The following is a 22,329-nucleotide window of genomic DNA, read 5'->3' on the forward strand; positions in this document are numbered from 1 at the left end:
TGAGACGTCGAATACCTCTCTCAACGGCACGGGAGCCTCGTGCGTTTCGGGACGCCGGCCCGTCACCCGATCAGTGGCCACTCTGAAAGAGCTCACTGATCGTCACGGAGGACGTCGACCTGCTGGACGACCTGCTGCGGCTGTGCGCCGCGGCCGGGGCGACACCTGAAGTCCACCACTCCCTGTCGGAGCGCGCGGGCGGCTGGGAGGCCGCGCCGCTCGTCCTGGTCGGCGACGACGCGGCCCGAAGGGTGCGCGGGGCCGCCCGCCGACGAGGGGTGGTGCTCGTCGGCCGCGACCAGGACGACTCCGGGGTCTGGCGCCGGGCCGTCGAGATCGGCGCCGATCACGTGCTGATGCTGCCCGACGGCGAACAGTGGCTCGTCGACCGCATCGCCGACGTGGCCGAGGGGGTCGGCAGGCCCGCCCTCACCGTGGGCGTCATCGGCGGCCGCGGCGGGGCCGGAGCGTCCACGCTCGCGTGCGCCCTCGCCGTCACCTCCGCGCGTGAGGGGCTGCGCACCCTCCTCGTGGACGCCGATCCGCTCGGCGGAGGACTCGACGTACTCCTCGGCGGTGAGACCGCGGAGGGCCTGCGCTGGCCCGCCTTCGCCGCCTCCCGCGGCCGGGTCGGCGGCGGCGCGCTGGAGGAGTCGCTGCCGCAGCTGCACTCCCTGAGGGTGCTCAGCTGGGACCGCGGCGACTGCGTGGCCATCCCGGCGCAGGCCATGCGGGCGGTGCTCGCCGCGGCCCGGCGCCGCGGCGGCACGGTCGTCGTCGACCTCCCGCGCCGCGTCGACGACGGGGTCGCCGAGGCACTCTCCCAGCTCGACCTGGGGCTCCTCGTCGTTCCGGCGGAACTGCGCGCGGTCGCCGCGGCCGGACGGGTGGCCTCCGCTGCGGGCATGATCCTGCGCGACCTGCGCGTGGCGGTCCGCGGACCGTACGCGCCCGGGCTCGACGACCGCGAGGTGGCCCGGCTGCTGGGCCTGCCCCTGGTCGGCGAGGTACCGGTCGAGGCCGGCCTGGTACGCCCCGGTGAGGGCAAGGCACCGCCCGGCGCCGGCGGGCGCGGGCCGCTCGCCCGGTTCTGCCGTCGGTTCTGGGAGCGGGCGCTCGTCGAGGCGGGTGCGGCATGACCGCGGCACCGGGGCTGCTGGACGGCGTACGGCAGTGGCTGGTCGAGAGCGGGGCCGAGCCGACGCCCGCGCGGGTGGCACAGGCACTGCGGGAGCAGGGGCGGGTCCTCGGGGACGCCGAGGTCCTCGGGGCGGCCGAGCGACTGCGCTCCGAACTGGTCGGCAGCGGGCCGCTGGAGCCGCTGCTCGCCGATCCGTCCGTGACCGACGTGCTGGTGTCGGCCCCCGACCGGGTCTGGGTGGACCGGGGCGGCGGACTGGAACTGACGTCGGTCTCCTTCGCCGACTCCGCGGCCGTACGACGGCTGGCGCAGCGGCTGGCCGCGGTGGCCGGGCGGCGCCTCGACGACGCCCGGCCGTGGGTCGACGCCCGTCTGCCCGACGGGACCCGGCTGCACGCGGTGCTGCCACCGGTGTCCGTGGGCTGCGCCTGTCTGTCGCTGCGGGTGGTAAGGCCGCGCGCGTTCACGCTGGACGAACTGGTCGCGGCGGGGACGGTGCCGCCGGGCGGGGAGCGCGTGTTGCGGGCCCTGGTCGAGGCACGGCTGTCCTTCCTCGTCAGCGGGGGCACCGGAAGCGGCAAGACGACGCTGCTGAGCGCGCTGCTCGGACTCGTCGGGCCCGGTGAGCGGATCGTGCTCGCCGAGGACTCGGCGGAGCTCAGACCGGACCACCCGCACGTCGTACGGCTGGAGACCAGACCCGCCAACCAGGAGGGCGCGGGACTGGTCACCCTCGAGGACCTGGTGCGGCAGGCCCTGCGGATGCGCCCGGACCGGCTGGTCGTGGGAGAGGTGCGCGGCCCCGAAGTGGTGCATCTGCTGGCCGCGTTGAACACCGGACACGAGGGCGGCTGCGGCACCGTCCATGCGAACGCCGCCGGCGACGTCCCCGCCCGGCTGGAGGCTCTCGGCACGGCGGCCGGACTCGACCGGGCCGCGCTGCACAGCCAGTTGGCGGCCGCGCTGTCGGTGGTGCTGCACCTCGTACGGGACCGGACCGGCCGGCGGCGCATCGCCGAGGTGCACGTCCTGGAACGGGACGGGTCGGGTCTGGTGCGGACGGTGCCGGCGCTGCGGTGGGGCGCGGAGGAGTTCGTGCGCGAGCGGGGGTGGGGGCGGCTGCGGGAACTGCTCGGCGGCCGAGAAGGCGGTCGAACGGGTGAGGGCGAGGACGGGAGCGGGAGGACGTGGTGACCGAGATGGGCGAGGGCGGGAGCGGGAGGACGTGGTGATGGGGATGGGCGAGTGCGAGGACGGGAGCGGGACGACATGGTGATGGGTGCGGGTGGGTTCGCGATGGCGGCGGCCGTGTTGTGCGTCGGGGTGATGGCCCTGCTGCTGGGCGGATGGCACTCCGGGGCGCGGCGGGCGCAGCTGTTGCTCGCCGGTGGCGGGGTGGTGGGGACGGGACCGCCCTCGTGGCGGGCGATGACCGGCCGACTGCGGCGCGTTCGCGGGCGGCTGGGGGCCGAGTGGTGGGCGCTGGCCGTCGGGTTGGTGCTGGCCGTGGTGGGCGCGTCGGTGGTGCCGGTCGTCGCGGGGGCGGCCGGGGTGCCGTTGCTGCGACGGGTGCGGCTGGCCGGCCTGGACCGACGGGCACGTGAGCGCCGCGGGGACGCGGTGATCGGGCTGTGCGGGGCGCTCGCCGGGGAGGTGCGGGCCGGACGGCAGCCGGGAGAAGCGCTGCTGCACGCCGCACGCGACTCCGGAGGCCTCGGGGACGGGCAGGCGACCGTGCTGGCGGCGGCGCGGTTCGGCGGTGACGTACCGGGAGCGCTGGCGGTCGCGGCACGGCAACCGGGGGCCGAGGGACTGCTGGGGCTCGCCGCGTGCTGGCGGGTCGCCGTGGACCAGGGAGCCGGCCTCGCCGCCGGACTCGACCGGCTCGAAGCGGCGTTGCGGGCGGAACGGGACCAACGTGCCGACCTGCGAGCCCAGTTGGCGGGCGCCCGGTCCACGGCGCTGATGCTCGCGGGGCTGCCGGTCCTGGGTCTCGCCTTGGGTTCCGCACTGGGTGCCGATCCCCTGCGCGTACTGCTGCACACCGGTGCCGGCGTGGGCTGCCTCCTGGTCGGAGGCCTGCTGGAGGGCCTCGGGATGTGGTGGGCGATGCGGATCGTGCGGGGAGCCGAGGCGGCGTGACGACGGGGAGCGGGTCCAGAACGAGGAGGCGGGCGTGGTGAGTTCGGAAGTTGTCCACAGGCTGTTGGTGGCCGTGGGGATCGTGTCGGCCGTCGTGTGGGCGCTGAGGTGGCTGGAGTCGGTGCGGCGAGAGCGAAGAGTGCGGCGGAGGCTGGCCGGGTTGGTGGCCGCCATGGAGGTGGCATCTGCATCTGCCGGGCCTCGGTTGGACGTGCGGGTCGCCGTGCGGGGATGGGGGCCTGTGGCGGGGGCGGTGTGTGCCGGGTGGGTGTTGGTGGGCGGTGCCGCCGGGGTCGTGGTGGGGCTGTTCATGGCGGCCGGGCTGTGGTGGTGGCGCCGTAGGCAGGCGGCGACCGTCACCACCGAGGACTTCGACCCCGCCGAGGCGGCACGACAACTGCCGCTCGCCTCCGATCTGTTGGCCGCCTGCATCGCGGCCGGCGCCGGTCCGGTCGTCGCGGCGCAGGCCGTGGGCGAGGCCCTGGGCGGTCCCGTCGGGGACGCGCTGGCGCGCGGCGCGGCGGAGGTACGGCTCGGCGGGGAACCGTCCGAGGCCTGGCTGAGGCTCGCGGCGCTGCCGGGTGCGGGTGCCCTGGCCCGGTTGCTGGAACGGGCCGATGTGTCCGGGCTGCCCGCCGCCGGACCGGTGGGCCGCCTGGCCGGGGAGGTCCGTGCGGAATGGGCGCGTGCCGCGTCGGGCCGGGCCCGACGGGCGGCCGTGATGGTGACCGCGCCGGTAGGCCTGTGCTTCCTGCCCGCGTTCATCGCGATCGGCGTACTGCCCGTGGTGATCGGGCTCGCGGGCGGGGTGCTGGGAGGAGGTGGGGGCGGGTGACGCGGGTGGAGTGGTGACGACGGGGACGACGAGGCAGTGGCGACGAAGCGGTCGCCGACCGGTAGGTCGCTGATCAACGGAACGGATCCTTACGGGGGTTGAGATGTGCAAGGTGGTTCGGGCGCGGCTGCGCGCCCTGGTGTGCAGGGCGCGGGCGGCGCGGAGGGACGCGGGGATGGTCACCTCCGAGTACGCGATGGGCATCGTGGCGGCGGTGGCGTTCGCGGCGATGCTCTACAAGGTGGTGACTAGCGGGGCCGTCAGCGCGGAGCTGCAGGGCATCGTGAAGCGGGCGCTCGATGCGCGGATGTAGGCGGAGGGCGGACGGGGGGTTCGTGACGGCGGAGTCGGCCGTCGTGCTGCCCGTACTGGTGATGTTCGCGATGGCACTGGTCTGGGGGCTGCTGGTGGTCGCCGCCCAGATCCAGTGCGTGGACGCGGCGCGGACCGGGGCACGTGCCGCGGCCCGCCAGGACCCGGCCGACGCGGTCCTGCGGGTGGCGCGGGAGGCGGCGCCGCGCGGTGCGCGGGTCACGGTGGGCCGGGAGGGAGACCAGGTGAGGGTCGTCGTCGTGGCGAAGCCGCCGGCCCTGCGCGGGCTGCCCTTCGAGGTACGGGAGGAGGCCGTGGCGGCGGCCGAGGAGACGGTGGGGGCCGGCCGATGAGGCGCAGGCCGGCGTGGCGCTCCGACCGCGGCTCCGCCACCGTGTGGAGCCTCGGGGCCATCGCCGCGCTGAGCGTGGTGTTCGGCGTCGTACTGGCTCTGGGGCAGGCCGTCGTGGTCCGGCACCGGGCGGCCGGCGGGGCGGACCTGGCGGCGCTCGCGGCGGCGGACCGGTGGGCGGACGGCACCGCGGCGGCCTGTGCCCGGGCGGACCGGGTGGCCCGGGCGGAGGGTGCGCGGCTCGTGCGGTGCGTGGTCGTGGGCCAGATCTCGGACGTGACGGCGGCGTCGGGAAGAGGGCCGTTCGCGGCGGAGGTCAGGGCGCGGGCGGGACCCGCGGAACCGGAGCCGACGGCGCCTCTGGCCGCGCCTCCGGCTTCCCCTCCCGGTCTCCGGGCTGCTCTTCCCGCGCTCCCGGCTTCCCGTCCCGGGCTCCCAGCTCCCCCTCCCGGGCTCCCGGCCTATCCTCCGGCGCCCCCCGCAGCAGCACCGTGAGGAGTCGTACCGCTCCCCGTTTGTGCAGTGGGTCATTGCCGTTGCCGCACTTGGGGGACTGGATGCAGGACGGGCAGCCGGCCTCGCACTCGCAGGAGGCGATGGCCTCGCGGGTGGCGGTGAGCCAGGCGCGGGCGGTGTGGAAGGCGCGCTCGGCGAAGCCCGCGCCGCCGGGATGGCCGTCGTAGACGAAGACCGTGGGCAGCAGGGTGTCCGGGTGCAGCGGGATCGAGACCCCGCCGATGTCCCAGCGGTCGCAGGTCGCGAACAGGGGCAGCATGCCGATCGACGCGTGCTCGGCGGCATGCAGGGCTCCGCCGAGGATCTCGGGGTTGATGCGGGCCTCGTCGAGCTGGTCCTCGGTGACCGTCCACCACACGGCGCGGGTGCGCAGCGTACGGGGAGGGAGGTCGAGTTTGGTCTCGCCGAGCACTTCGCCGGTGATGACGCGGCGGCGGAGGAACGAGACGACCTGGTTGGTGACTTCGACGGAGCCGTAGCACAGGCGGCCGTCGCCCCAGGGGATCTCGGTGTCCGTCTCCAGGACGGAGATGGACGTCGTGTCCCGGGCGACCGTCGAATACGGGGGGTTCGCCTCGGTGACGAGCGCCACCGAGTCCTCCAGGTCCAGGGAGCGGACCAGGTAGGTGCGGCCCTGGTGGAGGTGGACCGCGCCCTCGTGGACGGTGGAGTGGGAGGCGCCCTCGTCGACCGTGCCGAGCAGGCGGCCCGTGCCGGCCTCGACGACCTGGACCGGCCGGCCGCCCCCGCCGCGGATGTCGGTGAGGTCGGCGGCCCTCTCCCGGCGGGTCCAGTGCCAGGCCTTGGTACGGCGGCGCAGGAGCTTCGCGGCCTCCAGCTGGGGCAGCAGGCTCTCGGCCTCCGGGCCGAAGAGGTCCATGTCCTCGTCGGTCAGGGGGATCTCCGCGGCGGCCGCGCACAGGTGCGGGGCGAGGACGTAGGGGTTGTCGGGGTCGAGGACCGTGGACTCCACGGGCTGGTCGAAGAGGGCCTCGGGGTGGTGGACGAGGAAGGTGTCCAGCGGGTCGTCGCGGGCGACGAGGACGGCCAGCGCACCCTGCCCGGCGCGCCCGGCGCGGCCCGCCTGCTGCCACAGGGACGCGCGGGTGCCCGGGTAGCCGGCGATCACGACGGCGTCCAGGCCGGAGACGTCGATGCCGAGTTCCAGGGCCGTCGTCGCGGCCAGGCCCAGCAGCTCGCCCGAGTGCAGGGCCTGTTCCAGGGCGCGGCGCTCCTCCGGGAGGTAGCCGCCCCGGTACGCCGCCACGCGTCTGGCCAGTGACCGGTCGATCTCGGCGAGGCGTTCCTGGGCGATGACGGAGATCAGTTCGGCGCCGCGCCGGGAGCGGATGAAGGCGACCGAGCGGACACCCTGCACGGCCAGGTCCGTCAGCAGGTCGGCCGTCTCGGCGGTGGCGGTACGGCGGACCGGGGCGCCCTTCTCGCCCTGCAGCTCGGTGAGCGGGGGCTCCCACAGGGCGAACACCAGTTCACCGCGAGGTGAGGCGTCGTCGGCCACCTCGACGACCGGCAGGCCGGTCAGGCGGCGGGCGGCGACGGCGGGCTCGGCGGCGGTCGCGGAGGCCAGGAGGAAGACGGGGGAGGAGCCGTAGCGGGCGCACAGGCGGCGCAGGCGCCGCAGGACCTGGGCGACGTGGGAGCCGAAGACGCCCCGGTAGGTGTGGCACTCGTCGATGACGACGTACCTCAGCGACTTCAGGAAGGAGGACCAGCGGGGGTGGGACGGGAGTATGCCGCGGTGCAGCATGTCCGGGTTGGTCAGGACGTAGTTGGCGTACTGGCGGACCCACTCGCGTTCCTCGAACGGAGTGTCGCCGTCGTAGACCGCGGGACGTACGGCATTTCCCAGAGGTTGTGAAAGTTCCTTCACGGATCGGCACTGGTCGGCCGCAAGAGCTTTTGTGGGGGCCAGGTAGAGGGCGGTGGTGCCGCGGCCGTTCGGGGCCTCGGAGCCGTCCAGGAGCGTGGACAGGACGGGCGCCAGGTACGCCAGGGACTTGCCCGACGCCGTGCCGGTGGCGACGACCACCGAGTCGCCGTCCAAGGCGTGCTCGGCGGCGAGTGCCTGGTGGGCCCAGGGGTGCTCGATGCCACAGGCCTGGATGGCAGCGATCACCTCCGAGCGAATCCGGTCAGGCCAGACGGCATGGCGACCCTCACGCGGGGGCAAGTGCTCCGTATGAGTGATGCGCGAAGCCCGGCTCGGCCCGGAGGCGAGCCGGTCCAGGACCGTGCCCGGCGCGGGCCGGGAGACGGTGTCCGTCGGGGATCGATCGGATCGGTGATTCTTGGCCATCGGCACCGAGTGTGTCACTGGCGTGACGGACAATGGGACCAAGGCGTCGTGCACGCCTGCCGGTAAGTGATTGAATGCCATCGCGGCTGGCGAACCGTCCGGGGGCTGAGGCCGAACGTCCCGAGGGGCGACCGCTCGATAGCAAGGTGCTGGAGGATCCGTGGACCTGTCCCTGTCGACCCGTACCGTCGGCGATCGTACGGTCGTCGAGGTCGGTGGCGAAATCGACGTATATACCGCGCCCAAGCTGCGCGAGCAGCTGGTCGAGCTGGTGAACGACGGGAGTTTCCACCTCGTCGTTGACATGGAGGGCGTCGACTTCCTCGACTCCACCGGGCTCGGCGTGCTGGTCGGCGGCCTGAAGCGGGTACGAGCCCATGAGGGCTCGCTGCGCCTGGTCTGCAACCAGGAGCGCATTTTGAAGATCTTCCGCATCACCGGCCTCACCAAGGTGTTCCCGATCCACACCTCGGTCGAGGAAGCGGTGGCGGCGACCGACTGACCACCGCCCCATGGGGCGGGAAGTGACCGCTCCCAGGCGGACCTAGATCCATCAGGGGGTCCGGGCATTCGGCGGCCCGGCCCCCCGACCGCACGCCCGTAGTTCCGAGGGGGATGCATGGCCACCGTTGAACTCCGTTTCAGCGCGCTGCCCGAGCACGTCAGGACCGCCCGACTGGTGGCGGCAGCGGTTGCGCGCAGGGCCGGAGTGGACGAGGCCGTCCTCGACGAGGTCAGGCTCGCCGTCGGCGAGGCCTGCAGCCGAGCCGTCGGACTGCACCAGAGCGCCGGCATCACCTCGCCGGTGCAGGTGAAGCTGGTCGAGGAGGAGAAGCAGTTCTCCATCGAGGTCGGCGACGAGGCGCCGCGTGCGGCCCCGGGAGACCGGGCAGCCGGCGCGGGCGACGACGTGGAGACCGAGGAGGACGAGATGGGCCTCGCGGTCATCAGCGGCCTCGTCGACGACGTCGAGGTGAGTGCCGGGAAGCACGGCGGGTCGATCCGGATGACCTGGCCGACCACACCACCCGTCGCAGTGCTCCCCTGAGTCCCGTCCCACTGTTTCTGTACCGAAGGGCCCTACGTCGTAGGGCCCTTCGGCATGTCGGCGCGCGGTGATCGTGCCTACAGTGGTCAGGCAAGATGCATTTCGTGAATTCCTTCACGATCAATCAGGAGATAATTCGATCAAGTAAATGGCGGCGTCAATGCCTTTGGGGCGTTACCACTTTCGGGTTCAGTGGCGTGACGTCGATCATTTGCTGGAGAGCATGTGAAGGCTAATTCCGTTTCCCGTGCTCTGTTTTGATCAGGTGCGGGTACCTAGAATCCGTCCACATCTTGAGCTCAGCCCAAGCGTCAAGGAGGACGAATGGCGGGGCTTTCTACCCCTCATCAGCTGGACCACCCCACAACCTTCGCAGCCGCAGTCCTGACCGACGACAACCGGATCATCGTGACGGTCATCGGGGTCGTCGCACTGGCCGCGCTCGTCGTCGCGGGCATCCTGGTGCGCCAGGTGCTGGCTGCGGGCGAGGGCACCGACAGCATGAAGAAGATCGCGGAAGCGGTCCAGGAAGGCGCGAACGCCTATCTGGGCCGTCAGCTGCGCACGCTCGGCGTATTCGCCGTGATCGTGTTCTTCCTGCTCATGATGCTGCCCGCGGACGACTGGAATCAGCGCGCAGGCCGATCGGTGTTCTTCTTGATCGGCGCCGCGTTCTCGGCGGCCACCGGCTATATCGGCATGTGGCTGGCGGTACGCAGCAATGTGCGCGTTGCCGCGGCGGCCCGGGAAGCGACTCCGGCGGAAGGTGAGCCCGAAAAGGATCTCACCGCCGTCTCGCACAAAGCCATGAAGATCGCTTTCCGCACGGGCGGCGTCGTCGGCATGTTCACAGTGGGGCTCGGTCTGCTGGGCGCCTCCTGTGTGGTGCTGGTCTACGCGGCCGACGCGCCCAAAGTGCTCGAGGGCTTCGGCCTCGGGGCCGCCCTGATCGCCATGTTCATGCGTGTCGGCGGCGGCATCTTCACCAAGGCCGCCGACGTCGGCGCCGACCTGGTCGGCAAGGTCGAGAAGGGCATTCCGGAGGACGACCCCCGCAATGCCGCGACCATCGCCGACAACGTGGGCGACAACGTCGGCGACTGCGCGGGCATGGCGGCCGACCTGTTCGAGTCGTACGCCGTGACCCTGGTCGCCGCGCTGATCCTCGGCAAGGCGGCCTTCGGCGACTCCGGACTGGCCTTCCCGCTGATCGTGCCCGCGATCGGCGTGATCACCGCCATGATCGGCATCTTCGCCGTGGCCCCGCGCCGTGCGGACCGCAGCGGGATGTCGGCCATCAACCGCGGGTTCTTCATCTCCGCGGTGATCTCGCTCGTGCTCGTGGCGGCGGCCGTCTTCATCTACCTTCCGTCCAAGTACTCCGACCTCAATGGCGTCACCGATGCCGCCATCAAGGCCAAGGACGGCGACCCGCGGATCCTCGCGGTGATCGCGGTGGCGATCGGCATCCTGCTGGCGGCCGTCATCCAGCAGCTGACCGGCTACTTCACCGAGACCAACCGTCGTCCCGTCATGGACATCGGCAAGTCCTCGCTGACCGGCCCGGCCACCGTCGTGCTCGCCGGCATCTCGGTGGGACTCGAGTCGGCCGTCTACACCGCCCTGCTGATCGGACTCAGCGTCTACGGCGCCTTCCTTCTCGGCGGCACGTCGATCATGCTCGCGCTGTTCGCGGTGGCGCTGGCCGGCACCGGTCTGCTCACCACGGTCGGCGTGATCGTCGCCATGGACACCTTCGGTCCGGTCTCCGACAACGCGCAGGGCATCGCGGAGATGTCCGGCGACGTCGAGGGTGCCGGCGCCCAGGTGCTCACCAACCTGGACGCCGTCGGCAACACGACGAAGGCCATCACCAAGGGCATCGCCATCGCCACCGCCGTCCTGGCGGCGTCGGCGCTCTTCGGGTCGTACCGGGACGCGATCACCACGAACGTGGCGGACGTGGGCGAGAAGCTGAGCGGGGCGGGTGCCCCGCTGACCTTGTCGATGGACATCTCGCAGCCGAACAACCTGGTCGGCCTGATCGCCGGCGCGGCGGTCGTCTTCCTCTTCTCGGGGCTGGCGATCAACGCGGTGTCGCGTTCGGCGGGTTCCGTGGTGTACGAGGTGCGGCGGCAGTTCCGCGAGCACCCCGGGATCATGGACTACAGCGAGAAGCCCGAGTACGGACGTGTCGTCGACATCTGCACCAAGGACGCCCTCAGGGAGCTGGCCACGCCAGGTCTGCTGGCCGTGATGGCGCCCATCTTCATCGGGTTCACGCTCGGCGTCGGCGCGCTCGGCTCGTACCTGGCCGGCGCGATCGGGGCGGGCACGCTGATGGCGGTGTTCCTCGCCAACTCCGGTGGCGCCTGGGACAACGCCAAGAAGCTCGTCGAGGACGGCCACCACGGCGGCAAGGGCAGTGAGGCCCACGCCGCCACCGTGATCGGCGACACGGTCGGCGACCCCTTCAAGGACACCGCGGGTCCCGCGATCAACCCGCTGCTGAAGGTGATGAACCTGGTGTCGCTGCTCATCGCGCCCGCGGTGATCAAGTTCTCCTTCGGCAGCGACAAGAGCCTCGGCGTCCGGATCGGGATCGCGATCCTGGCGCTCGTCGTCATCGTCGGGGCGGTCTACGTGTCCAAGCGGCGCGGGATCGCCATGGGCGACGAGGAGGGCAAGTCCGAGCAGGTGGCCAAGCCCACCGACCCCGCGGTGGTTTCGTAGACGGTCTTACGGGACCCGGCTCCAAGGGGCGGGCGGGAGGCGCGTGTTGACGCGTCGCCCGCCCGTCTTCGCATGTGTGCGCCCCGTGTGCCCGGCTGTGCCCGTCTTATGTGTGCAGCCTCACGGTGAGCCTTCTCTCGCATGGTGCAAATAGTCCTAAAAGGTATTTAAGTGGGCGCCCGGAATGGGGGTGTCGTCCGTGCGGCGTGTATGTTCCGGGGCCGAGAGCCATGGAAGGGACCAATCCGGTGAACAAGAAGCTCGCTGCCGCACTGTCCGGCGGTGCGGTACTGGTAGTGGCGCTGTCGGGTTGCAGCAGCAGCGACAAGGGCAACGACAAGCTGGATGCCTGGGCCAAGCAGGTCTGTGACGCCGTGCAGCCGCAGGCCAAGAAGATCGAGGCCGCCAACGCCGCGATCCAGAAGGAGACCTCGGACAACAGCACGCCGGAAGAGGTGCGCAAGACCGACGCGCAGGCCTTCCAGGACATGTCCGACGCCTACAAGGCGATCGGTGCCGCCGTGCAGAAGGCCGGGGCGCCCGACGTCGACAACGGCGCGAAGAAGCAGCAGGACGCGGTCAAGGAGCTCAACGGCATCGGCACGTCCTACGCCACGCTGAAGACGCAGGTCGACAAGCTCGACACCAAGGACCAGGCGAAGTTCGCCGACGGCCTCAAGAACATCGCGACCTCGCTGGACAAGCTGAGCCAGAGCGGGAACGACGCGTTGAAGACCCTGGAGGAGGGCGAGGTCGGCAAGGCGATGGCGAAGCAGACCAGCTGCAAGTCGGCGTCCGCCACGGCCTCGTCCACGGCGAGCTGACGCGGAGCTGCGGGCGGGCGCCCGTCCCGGCCACAATGGGGGCGTGAGTACCTCCAGCCTCCCCGCCCTGCCCGCCTCCGACCGCCTCGACGTGGCCGCCCGGCTGCGGGACGCCCTGCTCGCGCAGTCCTTCACCGCGGACGGGCTGCTCGACCTGCTCGGCGCCCCCGCGTACGCGGCGCTGGCCCGCAGCGAGATCGTCCCCGCGCTCCGCGCGACCCGCGGGGACACGCCGCTGGAAATGCTCGTCCGGCTGTTCCTGCTGCAGCAGCCGGTGCCGCACGCGCGCGTGGCGGGCGTTCTGCCCCTGGACGCCTGCCTGGAGAGCGGGTGGCTGGTGCCGGCCGGGGCCGACGAGGTCGCGGCGACCGTGGACGTACGGCCGTACGGCGGGGCCGACGGCGAGGACTGGTTCATCGTGTCCGACCTGGGCTGCGCGGTCGGCGGAGCCGGCGGGATCGGCCACCGGGACGAGGGCGTCGTCCTCGGCGTCGGCGGCGCTTCGACCACCCTCGCCGGCATCACCGTCCGTACGCCCGTGGCGTCGGCCCTCGACATCGGCACCGGCTCCGGCATCCAGGCGCTGCACGCCGCCCAGCACGCCACGCGCGTGACGGCGACCGACCTCAACCCGCGCGCCCTGCACATCACCGCGCTCACGCTGGCCCTGTCCGGCGCACCGGCGGCCGACCTGCGCGAGGGCTCGCTCTTCGAACCGGTCCGGGACGACGAGACGTTCGACCTGATCGTCTCCAACCCGCCGTTCGTCATCTCTCCGGGCGCCCGGCTGACGTACCGCGACGGCGGGATGGGCGGGGACGATCTGTGCCGCTCGCTCGTTCAGCAGTCGGGGGAGCGGCTGCGGGAGGGCGGGTTCGCGCAGTTCCTCGCCAACTGGCAGCACGTGGAAGGGGAGGACTGGCAGGACAGGCTCAGGTCGTGGGTGCCGCGCGGGTGCGACGCGTGGATCGTGCAGCGCGAGGTCCAGGACGTCACGCAGTACGCCGAGTTGTGGCTCAGGGACGCCGGTGACCACCGCGGGGACCCGGTCGAGTACCAGGCGCGGTACGACGCCTGGCTGGACGAGTTCGAGGCGCGCAAGGTTAAGGCGGTCGGCTTCGGCTGGATCACCCTGCGCCGGACGACGGCCGCCGAGCCGTCGATCACCGTGGAGGAGTGGCCGCACTCGGTCGAGCAGCCGCTCGGCGACGCGGTGCGGGCGCACTTCGAGCGGGTGGACTACCTGCGCGCGCACGACGACGCGGCCTTGTTGGAGGGGCACTTCAGGCTCGTCGCCGAGGTCGTCCAGGAGCAGGTCGGGCTGCCCGGCGCCGAGGACCCGGAGCATGTGGTGCTGCGTCAGCACCGCGGCATGCGCCGGGCCACGAAGGTCGACACGGTCGGCGCGGGCTTCGCCGGCGTGTGCGACGGCTCGCTGAGTGCGGGCCGCATCCTGGACGCCATCGCGCAACTGGTCGGCGAGGATCCGGTGTTGCTGCGCGACCGGACGCCGGCCCAGATCAGGCTGCTGGTGGAGCAGGGGTTCCTGGAGCCGGCCTGAGCGACACGCCGGGAGTGCCTGGCGGCATTCCCCGCTGGCATATGAAACCGGCCAAGATTTCCTATGGACCGAGGCCTCGGCGGATTCCGCCTTCCGCCGGGTGTGCGACCGGTTCACGCACCCGGCGGCAAAGACCCCGAAAAGCCCGTTCGGAAGCCGTGAGAAAGCGCACGCCCACCAGGTCATAGACGGTGCGGGCCCCCGCCGAATTGAGCGGGGAGTAGGGCGCGGGCAACGCCGGCATAGATCACCGCGACGAATTCGGGGCGGCTCGCGCGCCGGGACCCGCGGTGCCGGGACCGACCGCCGCGGGGGCACCCGTGCCGGTGCCCTGACCGACGGCCGCGGGGGGCACCGGTGCCCGGGTCGGTCCGGACCGGCGCGGCGACGGGCGGTGATCCACAGGCGTGTCGGCTCCGCGTTCACCTCGGGTTCGCCCGGCCGTTTCCCGCGCGTGCCAGTCTCCCCGGACGGGGCACGCGCGGACTGGTGGAAAAGGGGCACGGGGAGCCATGGAGAGCGGACCGGCGATCTTCGCTGGAGTGGTGTTCGCGCTGTTCGGCGGAGCGCTGCTGGTGTGGACCGTGGCCCGGGTGCGGCACGGCGAGCCCGTTGCGCACGGTGTGAACCCGGTCGCATCGGCGGCTCTCGCGAGCCTGGCGTCGGTGATCGCGCTGACCCTCGCGGCCTGGTGCCTCGCCCGAGTCTGAAAGCGGCCCCGGAGCTGCGGACGAGGTAATCGGGAGGTGATCCTCCGGTTCGCCTGGAAAAGACGGCTGGGCACTCCGGGCGGCAGGAATGGCGCGACTCGGGTTACCGTTCGAGTGGCCGTTGCGAGCTTTTCCCGTTTGACACGGGGGCGGGATGTACCGTCACACTCCGCAGCGTCACCATGACACGGCCCCGGGAAGAACGCCTGGGGAGGCCCCAGCATCGACCGGAGAGAAGAGCGAAGTTGTCCCCGACCAGCGAGACCGCACACGGCGGCCGCCGACTCGTCATCGTCGAGTCGCCTGCCAAGGCGAAGACGATCAAGGGCTACCTCGGCCCCGGCTACACCGTCGAGGCGAGCGTCGGGCACATCCGCGACCTTCCCAACGGCGCCGCGGAGGTGCCGGAGAAGTACACCGGCGAGGTCCGCCGCCTCGGTGTGGACGTCGACCATGACTTCCAGCCCATCTATGTGGTCAACGCCGACAAGAGGGCCCAGGTCAAGAAGCTCAAGGACCTGCTCAAGGACTCCGACGAGCTCTTCCTCGCCACCGATGAGGACCGCGAGGGCGAGGCCATCGCCTGGCACCTCCAGGAGGTGCTCAAGCCCAAGGTCCCGGTCAAGCGGATGGTCTTCCACGAGATCACCAAGGCCGCGATCCAGGCGGCCGTCGCCAACCCGCGCGAGCTGAACCAGAAGCTGGTCGACGCCCAGGAGACCCGCCGCATCCTCGACCGTCTCTACGGCTACGAGGTCTCGCCGGTCCTGTGGAAGAAGGTCATGCCGCGGCTGTCGGCCGGCCGCGTCCAGTCCGTCGCGACCCGTCTCGTCGTGGAGCGGGAACGCGAGCGCATCGCTTTTCGTTCTGCCGAGTACTGGGACCTGACGGGCACCTTCGCGACCGGCCGCGCGGGTGATTCCTCGGACCCGTCGTCGCTGGTCGCCCGCCTGCAGACCGTCGACGGCAGGCGAGTCGCGCAGGGCCGCGACTTCGACTCCCTGGGACAGCTCAAGAGCGAGCAGGTCCTCCACCTCGACGAGGCGAATGCCCGCGCCCTGGCCGCCGCCCTGGAGCAGACGCGGTTCGCGGTCCGCTCCGTCGAGTCCAAGCCGTACCGCCGCTCGCCGTACGCCCCGTTCCGTACGACGACGCTGCAGCAGGAGGCGAGCCGCAAGCTCGGCTTCGGCGCCAAGGCGACCATGCAGGTGGCCCAGAAGCTGTACGAGAACGGCTTCATCACCTACATGCGTACGGACTCCACGACCCTCAGCGACACCGCCGTGGCCGCGGCCCGCGCCCAGGTGACGCAGCTCTACGGCGCCGACTACCTGCCGTCGAGCCCGCGGACGTACGCCGGGAAGGTCAAGAACGCCCAGGAGGCGCACGAGGCGATCCGCCCCTCGGGTGATCGTTTCCGCACCCCCGCCGAGACCGGCCTGACCGGCGACCAGTTCAAGCTGTACGAGCTGATCTGGAAGCGCACGGTCGCCTCCCAGATGAAGGACGCCACCGGCAACTCCGTCACCGTGAAGATCGGTGGCACCGCCGCCGACGGCCGGGACGTCGAGTTCACAGCCTCCGGAAAGACGATCACCTTCCACGGCTTCCTGAAGGCCTACGTCGAGGGCGCCGACGACCCGAACGCCGAGCTGGACGACCGCGAGCGCCGGCTGCCGCAGGTCAACGAGGGCGACGCGCTGTCCGCCGAGGAGATCACGGTCGACGGGCACGCCACCAAGCCCCCGGCCCGCTACACCGAGGCCAGCCTCGTCAAGGAGCTCGAAGAGCGCGAGATCGGCCGCCCGTCGACGTACGCGTCGATCATCGGCACGATCCTCGACCGCGGCTACGTCTTCAAGAAGGGCACGGCGCTCGTTCCGTCCTTCCTGTCGTTCGCCGTGGTCAACCTCCTGGAGAAGCACTTCGGGCGGCTCGTCGACTACGACTTCACCGCCAAGATGGAGGACGACCTCGACCGCATCGCCCGCGGTGAGGCGCAGGCCGTGCCGTGGCTGAAGCGGTTCTACTTCGGCGAGGCCAACGGCATCGGCGGCGCGGCCGAGGCAGGCAACGGCGACGGGGACCACCTCGGCGGGCTCAAGGAACTGGTGACCGACCTGGGCGCGATCGACGCGCGCGAGGTGTCGTCGTTCCCGGTGGGCAACGGCATCGTGCTGCGGGTCGGCCGCTACGGCCCGTACATCGAGCGCGGCGAGAAGGACTCCGAGGGCCACCAGCGGGCGGACGTGCCCGAGGACCTCGCCCCGGACGAGCTGTCCGTCGAGCTCGCGGAGGAGCTGCTGGCCAAGCCGAGCGGCGACTTCGAGCTTGGCGCCGACCCGCAGACGGGCCACCAGATCATCGCCCGGGACGGCCGCTACGGCCCGTACGTCACCGAGGTGCTCCCCGAGGGCACCCCGAAGACCGGCAAGAACGCCGTCAAGCCGCGTACGGCCTCGCTGTTCAAGTCGATGTCGCTGGACACGGTGACCCTCGAGGACGCCCTCAAGCTGATGTCGCTGCCGCGCGTCGTCGGCACCGACGCCGAGGGCCAGGAGATCACCGCGCAGAACGGCCGCTACGGCCCGTACCTGAAGAAGGGCACGGACTCGCGCTCGCTGCAGACCGAGGACCAGCTCTTCACGATCACCCTCGAAGAGGCGCTGCAGATCTACTCGCAGCCCAAGCAGCGCGGCCGCGCGGCCGCCAAGCCGCCGCTGAAGGAACTGGGCACCGACCCGGTCAGCGAGAAGCCGGTCGTGGTCAAGGACGGCCGTTTCGGACCGTACGTGACCGACGGGGAGACCAACGCGACCCTGCGCTCCGGCGACAGCGTCGAGACGATCACCCCGGAGCGCGGCTTCGAACTCCTCGCCGAGAAGCGGGCGAAGGGGCCCGCCAAGAAGACGGCGAAGAAGGCGCCCGCCAAGAAGGCCCCGGCCAAGAAGGCGACGGCCGCCAAGAAGACCGCCGCGAAGAAGACGACGACGGCAGCGAAGAAGACGGCCGCCAAGAAGACGACGGCCACCGCGAAGAAGACGACGGCTTCGAAGACGACGTCGGACGACTGAGCGGCGACCGACTCACGGGGGGCTTCCCCAAGGAGACTTCGCGAAACGAACGCCCCGATATCGCTTTGGTGTCGGGGCGTGCGCACGTTCGGGCGCGCCCGGTGGGTTGTCGGTCCGTCCCGATAGGCTGAAAGCATGACGCGAGCCGAGCAGCCAACGGCCCCTAATCCGGCCCCCGACGACGCCCTTGTCGCGGACTCCCGCGAGCGCGCCGTCCGCGCCCTGCTGCAACGACCGCAGCTGAGGCGGTTGTGGAGCGCACAGCTCGTGGGGTCGATCGGCGACACCCTCGCCCTCCTCGTGCTGGTGCTCCTGGCCCTCCAAGCGGCCATCAGCGAAGGCTCGTTCGGCGGGAACTACCGAGGCGTGGCGTTCGCAGTGGCGACCGTCTTCGCGGTACGCATCCTCGCGACGCTGCTCTTCGGCGCCGTCCTCCTCGGCCCGCTCACCTCGCTCACCTCCCACGACGGCCCGCTCGACCGCCGTTGGACGATGGTCGGCGCCGACGCCGTCCGGGTCCTCGCGCTCATCGTCGCCCCGCTGTGGATCGACTGGACGCCCGACCACGCGCTGGCGATCCTGCTGGTGACCGCCTTCGTGACCGGCGTCGCCGAGCGCTTCTGGACGGTCTGCCGCGAGAGCGCGGGGCCCGCGCTGCTGCCGGCCCCGCCGCCGGAGGGCGCGACGGTACGACCCCTGCCCGACCACATGGACGCCCTGCGCCGCCTGTCGCTGCGCACGACCTTCGTGGCGATCCCGCTCGCGGCCGCCGCGCTCGTCGTCGCGGGGCTGCTCAACAACCTGCTGGGCGCCGGCCTCGACTGGTTCGCCCAGCACCAGGCCGCCCTCGCCTCGTACGTGGCGGCCGGGCTCTTCGCCGCCTCCCTGTCCGTCGTGACCTTCCTCGAACTGCCCGACACGCGCACCCCGCGCGCGCGTTCGCCGCTCGAGGGACTGCGCCGGCCCAAGGGGGCCACGGGCGTCGACAAGGGCCGCACGGGAGCCATCCCGTTGCTGGTGCTCTCCGGCGCCGCCGTCGCGGGCGCGATCGCCGCCGCCGTCGCGGTGTGCGTGCTGCACGCCAAGGACCTGCACGGCGGCCCGGTGACCTACGGCCTCCTGGTCCTCGGACTGACCGGCGGTGTCGTCGTCGGCATCCGTACGGCGCCGAAGTTGCTGGTGTCGCTGTCGCGCCGCCGCCTGCTCGCGCTGGCCATCGCCTTCACCGGCATCGCGCTGCTGGCCGCCGGGCTCGTCCCGGACGTCACCACCGTCCTGCTGATCGTCACGCTCGCCGGCATCGGCGCGGGCGTCGCCGCCAACACCGGGCACACCCTCCTCGACCAGGAGGCCGAGGACCACCGGCGCGCGCGGACCACCGAGCACCTGCACGCGGTCGTCCGGGTCACCGTGGCCCTCGGCGCGGTGATCGCCCCGATCGTGGCCGCCGGGATCGGCCCGCACCGGCTGGAGAACGGCAAGTTCGTCTTCGCCCACGGCGGCGCCGCCTTCACCCTCATGCTGGTCGGCGCGCTGCTGCTGCCGGTGGCCGCGCTGGTGCTGGCCAAGGTCGACGACCGCTCCGGCGTGCCGCTGCGGCACGACCTGCGGGACGCCCTGCTGGGCGGCGACGACCCGGTGACGGCGCCCGCCGCCAACGGCTTCTTCATCGCCCTGGAGGGCGGCGACGGCGCCGGCAAGTCCACACAGGCAGAAGCGCTCGCCGAGTGGATCCGGGCCAAGGGCCACGAGGTCGTGGTGACCCGCGAGCCCGGCGCGACCCCGGTCGGCAAGCGGCTGCGGTCGATCCTGCTGGACGTCTCCAGCGCCGGCCTGTCCCACCGGGCCGAGGCCCTGCTGTACGCGGCGGACCGCGCGGAGCACGTGGACACGGTGGTGCGGCCCGCCCTGGAACGGGGCGCCGTCGTGATCTCCGACCGGTACATCGACTCGTCGGTGGCCTACCAGGGAGCGGGCCGCGACCTGTCCCCGACGGAGATCGCCCGCATCAACCGCTGGGCGACGAACGGGCTCGTACCCCACCTCACCGTGCTGCTGGACATCTCCCCGGAGAGCGCCCGCGAGCGGTTCACCGAGGCGCCGGACCGGCTGGAGTCGGAGCCGGCCGAGTTCCACGCGCGCGTACGCTCCGGATTCCTCACGCTCGCGGCGGCCGACCCCGGGCGGTACCTGGTGGTGGACGCCGGCCAGGAGCCCGAGGCCGTCACCACCGTCGTACGCCACCGGCTCGACCAGCTGCTGCCGCTGTCCGAGCAGGAGATCCGGGAGCAGGAGGAAGCGCGGAAGAAGGCCGAGGAGGAAGCCCGCCGCAAGGCCGAGGAGGAGGCCGCCCGCAAGGCCGAGGAGGAGCGGCTGGAGCGCGAGCGCCAGGAGCAGCTCGCCAAGCTGCGCGCCGAGGAGGAGGAGCGCAAGCGGCGCGAGCTGGAGGAGGCGCAGCGGCGCGAGGCCGAACGGCAGGCGGAGGAGGCCCGGCGCCGGGCCGAGGAAGCCGCCCGGCGTGCCGAGGAGGAGCGCCAGCGGCTGCTCGCCGAGGAGAAGGCGCGCGCCGAGGAGGAGGCCCGCCGCAAGGCCGAGGAGGAGCGCCGGCGCAGGCAGGCCGAGGAGGAGGCCCGGCTGCACGCCGAGGCCGAGGCACGGCGGCTGGACAAGCAACGCAAGGCCGAGGAGGCCCTGCTGCGCGCCGAGGAGGCCCGCCGGCTCGCCGAGCAGGCCGCGGCCGCCGCGGAGGCCGGGCCCAAGCAGCCGGCCGCGCCCGTGGTGCCGCCGGAGGCGCCGACCAAGCCGACGCCGGTGGTGACGCCGACGAACGCCTCGGGCGGACCTGTCGAGGAGACGGCGGTGCTGCGGCCGGTGCGGGACCAGGAGCCGCGGGGCACGCGCCGCGGGGGCGAGTCCGACTCCGAGGTGACGGCCCAGCTCCCGCAGCCGCCGGTTCCTTCGGGCGCCGCGGACGAGACCGCTGTGCTGCCCCCGGTGGTGCCGGGTGCTGCGGACGAGACGGCCGTGCTGCCCCCGGTTCCGCCGGGCGCCGCCGATGAGACGGCTGTGCTGCCGCCGGTTCCTCCGGGTGCGGCCGACGAGACGGCCGTGCTGCCCCCCGTGCGAGGTGAGGACCCGTCGGACCGGGTGCCGCCGGGGTACTTCCGGGACGAGCCGGCGGGGCCTGCCCGGCCGGACGGGACCGAGGACCGTACCCGCGAGATGCCCCAGCTCGACGCGGAGGGCGCGCCGCGGCGCAGGGCCCGGTCCGACTGGGCCGAGGAGACCCCGCTGGACGACCTGCCCTCGCTGGCGGACGAACTGCTCGGACCGCATCAGGACGGCCACGACGACGACACGGGCCGGGGCCGGCGTCGAGGCCGGGGGCGCTGAGGCACCCCCGAGAGCTGAGGCACCGTAGGGGCGGCCGGCCTTCGTGGCGGCCGCCCCTACGGCGCCGTCGGCCCCGTTGTCAGTGGCAGCCCGCACAATGGAAGCCGCAACACGAACCGTGACGAAAGGGCGGGGGGACGTATGACCGTCTGGGACGACCTCGTCGGCCAGGAGAAGGTGGCCGCGCAGCTGGACGCGGCCGCTCGGGACGCCGACGCCCTCGTCACCGCCGTCGCCGCCGACACGCCGCTTCCCGAGGCGTCCAAGATGACGCACGCCTGGCTGTTCACCGGGCCGCCCGGCGCCGGACGCAACCAGACGGCGCGGGCCTTCGCCGCCGCCCTGCAGTGCGTGTCGCCCGACCGCGCGCTCGGCGGAACCCCCGGCTGCGGGTTCTGCGACGGCTGTCATACGGCCCTGGTCGGCACGCACGCCGACGTCACCACCGTCGCCGCCGTCGGCACGCAGATCCTCGCCGAGGACATGCGGGACACCGTACGAAAGTCGTTCACGTCTCCGGCGAACGGCCGCTGGCAGGTCATCCTCGTCGAGGACGCCGAGCGGCTGAACGAGAAGTCGGCCAACGCCGTGCTCAAGGCCGTGGAGGAGCCCGCCCCACGCACGGTCTGGCTGCTGTGCGCGCCTTCCGTCGAGGACGTCCTGCCCACCATCCGCTCCCGCTGCCGCCACCTGAACCTGCTGACGCCGTCGGTGGACGCCGTCGCCGACATGCTCGTGCGCCGTGAGGGGATCGAACCGGCCGTCGCCGCCGCCGTCGCCCGCGCCACCCAGGGGCACGTCGACCGGGCCCGCCGCCTGGCGACCGACCCGGCCGCCCGTGAGCGCCGCGCCGCCGTCCTGAAGCTGCCGCTGCGGGTCGAGGACGTCGGCAGCGCGCTCAGGGCCGCCCAGGAGCTCGTCGACGCGGCCGCCGAGGATGCCAAGCAGCTCGCCGAGGAGACGGACGGCAAGGAGACCGAGGAGCTCAAGGCGGCGCTGGGCGCGGTCCAGGGCGGCCGGATGCCGCGCGGTACGGCCGGCGTCATGAAGGACCTCGAGGACAAGCAGAAGCGCCGCCGCACCCGCACCCAGCGCGACAGCCTCGACCTCGCGCTGACCGACCTCACCGCGTTCTACCGGGACGTCCTCGCCCTCCAGTTCGGCTCGCGCGTCGCCATCGCGAACGCGGACGCCGAGGACGCCCTGGAGCGCATCGCCCGCGGAAGCAGACCCGAGTCCACGCTCCGCCGCATCGAGGCGATCGCCGCCTGCCGCGAGGCACTCGACCGCAACGTGGCCCCGCTGCTCGCGGTGGAGGCGATGACGATGGCGCTGAGAGCCGGCTGACGAGCTGACTTCGGAGCCCGACCC

Annotated in this window: 16 protein-coding genes and 1 pseudogene; 16 read left to right on the plus strand and 1 reads right to left on the minus strand. The window is 72.5% G+C overall.

The window, feature by feature from the left end; all coding sequences use genetic code 11:
* Positions 1-95: 95 nt before the first annotated feature.
* The 7 genes and pseudogenes from ssd to ACIGDI_RS40235 form a co-directional block, all read left to right on the plus strand.
* Entirely contained in the window at positions 96-1,139 is a 1,044-nt protein-coding gene (gene ssd / locus ACIGDI_RS40205) for a septum site-determining protein Ssd (protein WP_399907555.1), read from the plus strand.
* A complete protein-coding gene (locus ACIGDI_RS40210) occupies positions 1,136-2,335 on the plus strand; it encodes a TadA family conjugal transfer-associated ATPase (protein ID WP_399907397.1) in 1,200 nt (399 codons plus the stop codon). Before ssd ends, ACIGDI_RS40210 begins: the two co-directional genes overlap by 4 nt.
* 102 nt (positions 2,336-2,437) lie before the next feature.
* A complete protein-coding gene (locus ACIGDI_RS40215) occupies positions 2,438-3,283 on the plus strand; it encodes a type II secretion system F family protein (RefSeq protein WP_399907557.1) in 846 nt (281 codons plus the stop codon).
* Between the two features lie 37 nt (positions 3,284-3,320).
* Positions 3,321-4,118, plus strand: coding sequence for a type II secretion system F family protein (locus ACIGDI_RS40220; RefSeq protein ID WP_399907399.1), 798 nt, complete (start codon positions 3,321-3,323; stop codon positions 4,116-4,118).
* A gap of 103 nt (positions 4,119-4,221) precedes the next feature.
* Complete coding sequence (locus ACIGDI_RS40225; protein ID WP_272177510.1) at positions 4,222-4,431, plus strand: DUF4244 domain-containing protein; 210 nt, start codon at positions 4,222-4,224, stop codon at positions 4,429-4,431.
* Complete coding sequence (locus ACIGDI_RS40230; protein ID WP_200704452.1) at positions 4,418-4,783, plus strand: TadE family type IV pilus minor pilin; 366 nt, start codon at positions 4,418-4,420, stop codon at positions 4,781-4,783. The genes ACIGDI_RS40225 and ACIGDI_RS40230 overlap by 14 nt, the downstream gene beginning before the upstream one ends.
* Positions 4,780-5,058, plus strand: a pseudogene (locus ACIGDI_RS40235) (Rv3654c family TadE-like protein); the annotation flags it as partial. The gene ACIGDI_RS40230 and the pseudogene ACIGDI_RS40235, both read left to right, overlap by 4 nt.
* 40 nt (positions 5,059-5,098) lie before the next feature.
* Here ACIGDI_RS40235 and ACIGDI_RS40240 read toward each other — a convergent pair.
* Positions 5,099-7,696, minus strand: a complete 2,598-nt coding sequence (locus ACIGDI_RS40240) for a DEAD/DEAH box helicase (RefSeq protein ID WP_399907402.1) — start codon at positions 7,694-7,696, stop codon at positions 5,099-5,101.
* Between the two features lie 79 nt (positions 7,697-7,775).
* Between ACIGDI_RS40240 and bldG the strand changes: the two genes are divergently transcribed.
* The 9 genes from bldG to ACIGDI_RS40285 all read left to right on the plus strand — a co-directional run bounded on the left by bldG (position 7,776) and on the right by ACIGDI_RS40285 (position 22,305).
* Positions 7,776-8,117 (plus strand): anti-sigma factor antagonist BldG, encoded by a 342-nt coding sequence (gene bldG / locus ACIGDI_RS40245; RefSeq protein ID WP_003975386.1) that lies wholly within the window; start codon positions 7,776-7,778, stop codon positions 8,115-8,117.
* Positions 8,118-8,234: 117 nt separating this feature from the next.
* Complete coding sequence (locus tag ACIGDI_RS40250) at positions 8,235-8,663, plus strand: ATP-binding protein (RefSeq protein ID WP_399907404.1); 429 nt, start codon at positions 8,235-8,237, stop codon at positions 8,661-8,663.
* A 324-nt stretch (positions 8,664-8,987) separates the two neighbouring features.
* Entirely contained in the window at positions 8,988-11,396 is a 2,409-nt protein-coding gene (locus tag ACIGDI_RS40255; RefSeq protein WP_399907406.1) for a sodium-translocating pyrophosphatase, read from the plus strand.
* A 230-nt stretch (positions 11,397-11,626) separates the two neighbouring features.
* Positions 11,627-12,220, plus strand: a complete 594-nt coding sequence (locus ACIGDI_RS40260; protein WP_399907408.1) for a small secreted protein — start codon at positions 11,627-11,629, stop codon at positions 12,218-12,220.
* Positions 12,221-12,263: 43 nt separating this feature from the next.
* The gene (locus ACIGDI_RS40265; protein WP_399907410.1) at positions 12,264-13,781 is read left to right on the plus strand and encodes a methyltransferase; all 1,518 of its coding nucleotides are present in this window, start codon (positions 12,264-12,266) and stop codon (positions 13,779-13,781) included.
* A 512-nt stretch (positions 13,782-14,293) separates the two neighbouring features.
* On the plus strand, positions 14,294-14,491 hold the full coding sequence (locus tag ACIGDI_RS40270) for a hypothetical protein (protein WP_399907412.1): 198 nt from the start codon (positions 14,294-14,296) through the stop codon (positions 14,489-14,491).
* A 245-nt stretch (positions 14,492-14,736) separates the two neighbouring features.
* Positions 14,737-17,565: a type I DNA topoisomerase gene (topA, locus tag ACIGDI_RS40275; RefSeq protein ID WP_399907414.1), complete on the plus strand. Its 2,829-nt coding sequence runs from the start codon at positions 14,737-14,739 to the stop codon at positions 17,563-17,565.
* 135 nt (positions 17,566-17,700) lie between these two features.
* Complete coding sequence (gene tmk / locus ACIGDI_RS40280) at positions 17,701-20,958, plus strand: dTMP kinase (RefSeq protein ID WP_399907416.1); 3,258 nt, start codon at positions 17,701-17,703, stop codon at positions 20,956-20,958.
* A gap of 141 nt (positions 20,959-21,099) precedes the next feature.
* The gene (locus tag ACIGDI_RS40285) at positions 21,100-22,305 is read left to right on the plus strand and encodes a DNA polymerase III subunit delta' (RefSeq protein ID WP_200704459.1); all 1,206 of its coding nucleotides are present in this window, start codon (positions 21,100-21,102) and stop codon (positions 22,303-22,305) included.
* The last annotated feature ends 24 nt before the right edge of the window (positions 22,306-22,329 follow it).

It is taken from the genome of Streptomyces sp. NPDC085900 (genome assembly GCF_044540925.1).
GTDB lineage: Bacteria > Actinomycetota > Actinomycetes > Streptomycetales > Streptomycetaceae > Streptomyces > Streptomyces gilvifuscus.

What these genes read in the sequence shown, in the direction of transcription:
- ACIGDI_RS40225 (WP_272177510.1), top strand. Translation starts at nt 4,222, where the DNA reads ATGTGCAAGGTGGTTCGGGCGCGGCTGCGCGCCCTGGTGTGCAGGGCG.
- ACIGDI_RS40255 (WP_399907406.1), top strand. Translation starts at nt 8,988, where the DNA reads ATGGCGGGGCTTTCTACCCCTCATCAGCTGGACCACCCCACAACCTTC.
- ACIGDI_RS40230 (WP_200704452.1), top strand. Translation starts at nt 4,418, where the DNA reads ATGCGCGGATGTAGGCGGAGGGCGGACGGGGGGTTCGTGACGGCGGAG.
- ACIGDI_RS40240 (WP_399907402.1), bottom strand. Translation starts at nt 7,696, where the DNA reads ATGGCATTCAATCACTTACCGGCAGGCGTGCACGACGCCTTGGTCCCA.
- ACIGDI_RS40250 (WP_399907404.1), top strand. Translation starts at nt 8,235, where the DNA reads ATGGCCACCGTTGAACTCCGTTTCAGCGCGCTGCCCGAGCACGTCAGG.
- ACIGDI_RS40285 (WP_200704459.1), top strand. Translation starts at nt 21,100, where the DNA reads ATGACCGTCTGGGACGACCTCGTCGGCCAGGAGAAGGTGGCCGCGCAG.
- ACIGDI_RS40270 (WP_399907412.1), top strand. Translation starts at nt 14,294, where the DNA reads ATGGAGAGCGGACCGGCGATCTTCGCTGGAGTGGTGTTCGCGCTGTTC.
- ACIGDI_RS40215 (WP_399907557.1), top strand. Translation starts at nt 2,438, where the DNA reads ATGGCGGCGGCCGTGTTGTGCGTCGGGGTGATGGCCCTGCTGCTGGGC.
- tmk (WP_399907416.1), top strand. Translation starts at nt 17,701, where the DNA reads ATGACGCGAGCCGAGCAGCCAACGGCCCCTAATCCGGCCCCCGACGAC.
- ACIGDI_RS40210 (WP_399907397.1), top strand. Translation starts at nt 1,136, where the DNA reads ATGACCGCGGCACCGGGGCTGCTGGACGGCGTACGGCAGTGGCTGGTC.
- ACIGDI_RS40260 (WP_399907408.1), top strand. Translation starts at nt 11,627, where the DNA reads ATGGAAGGGACCAATCCGGTGAACAAGAAGCTCGCTGCCGCACTGTCC.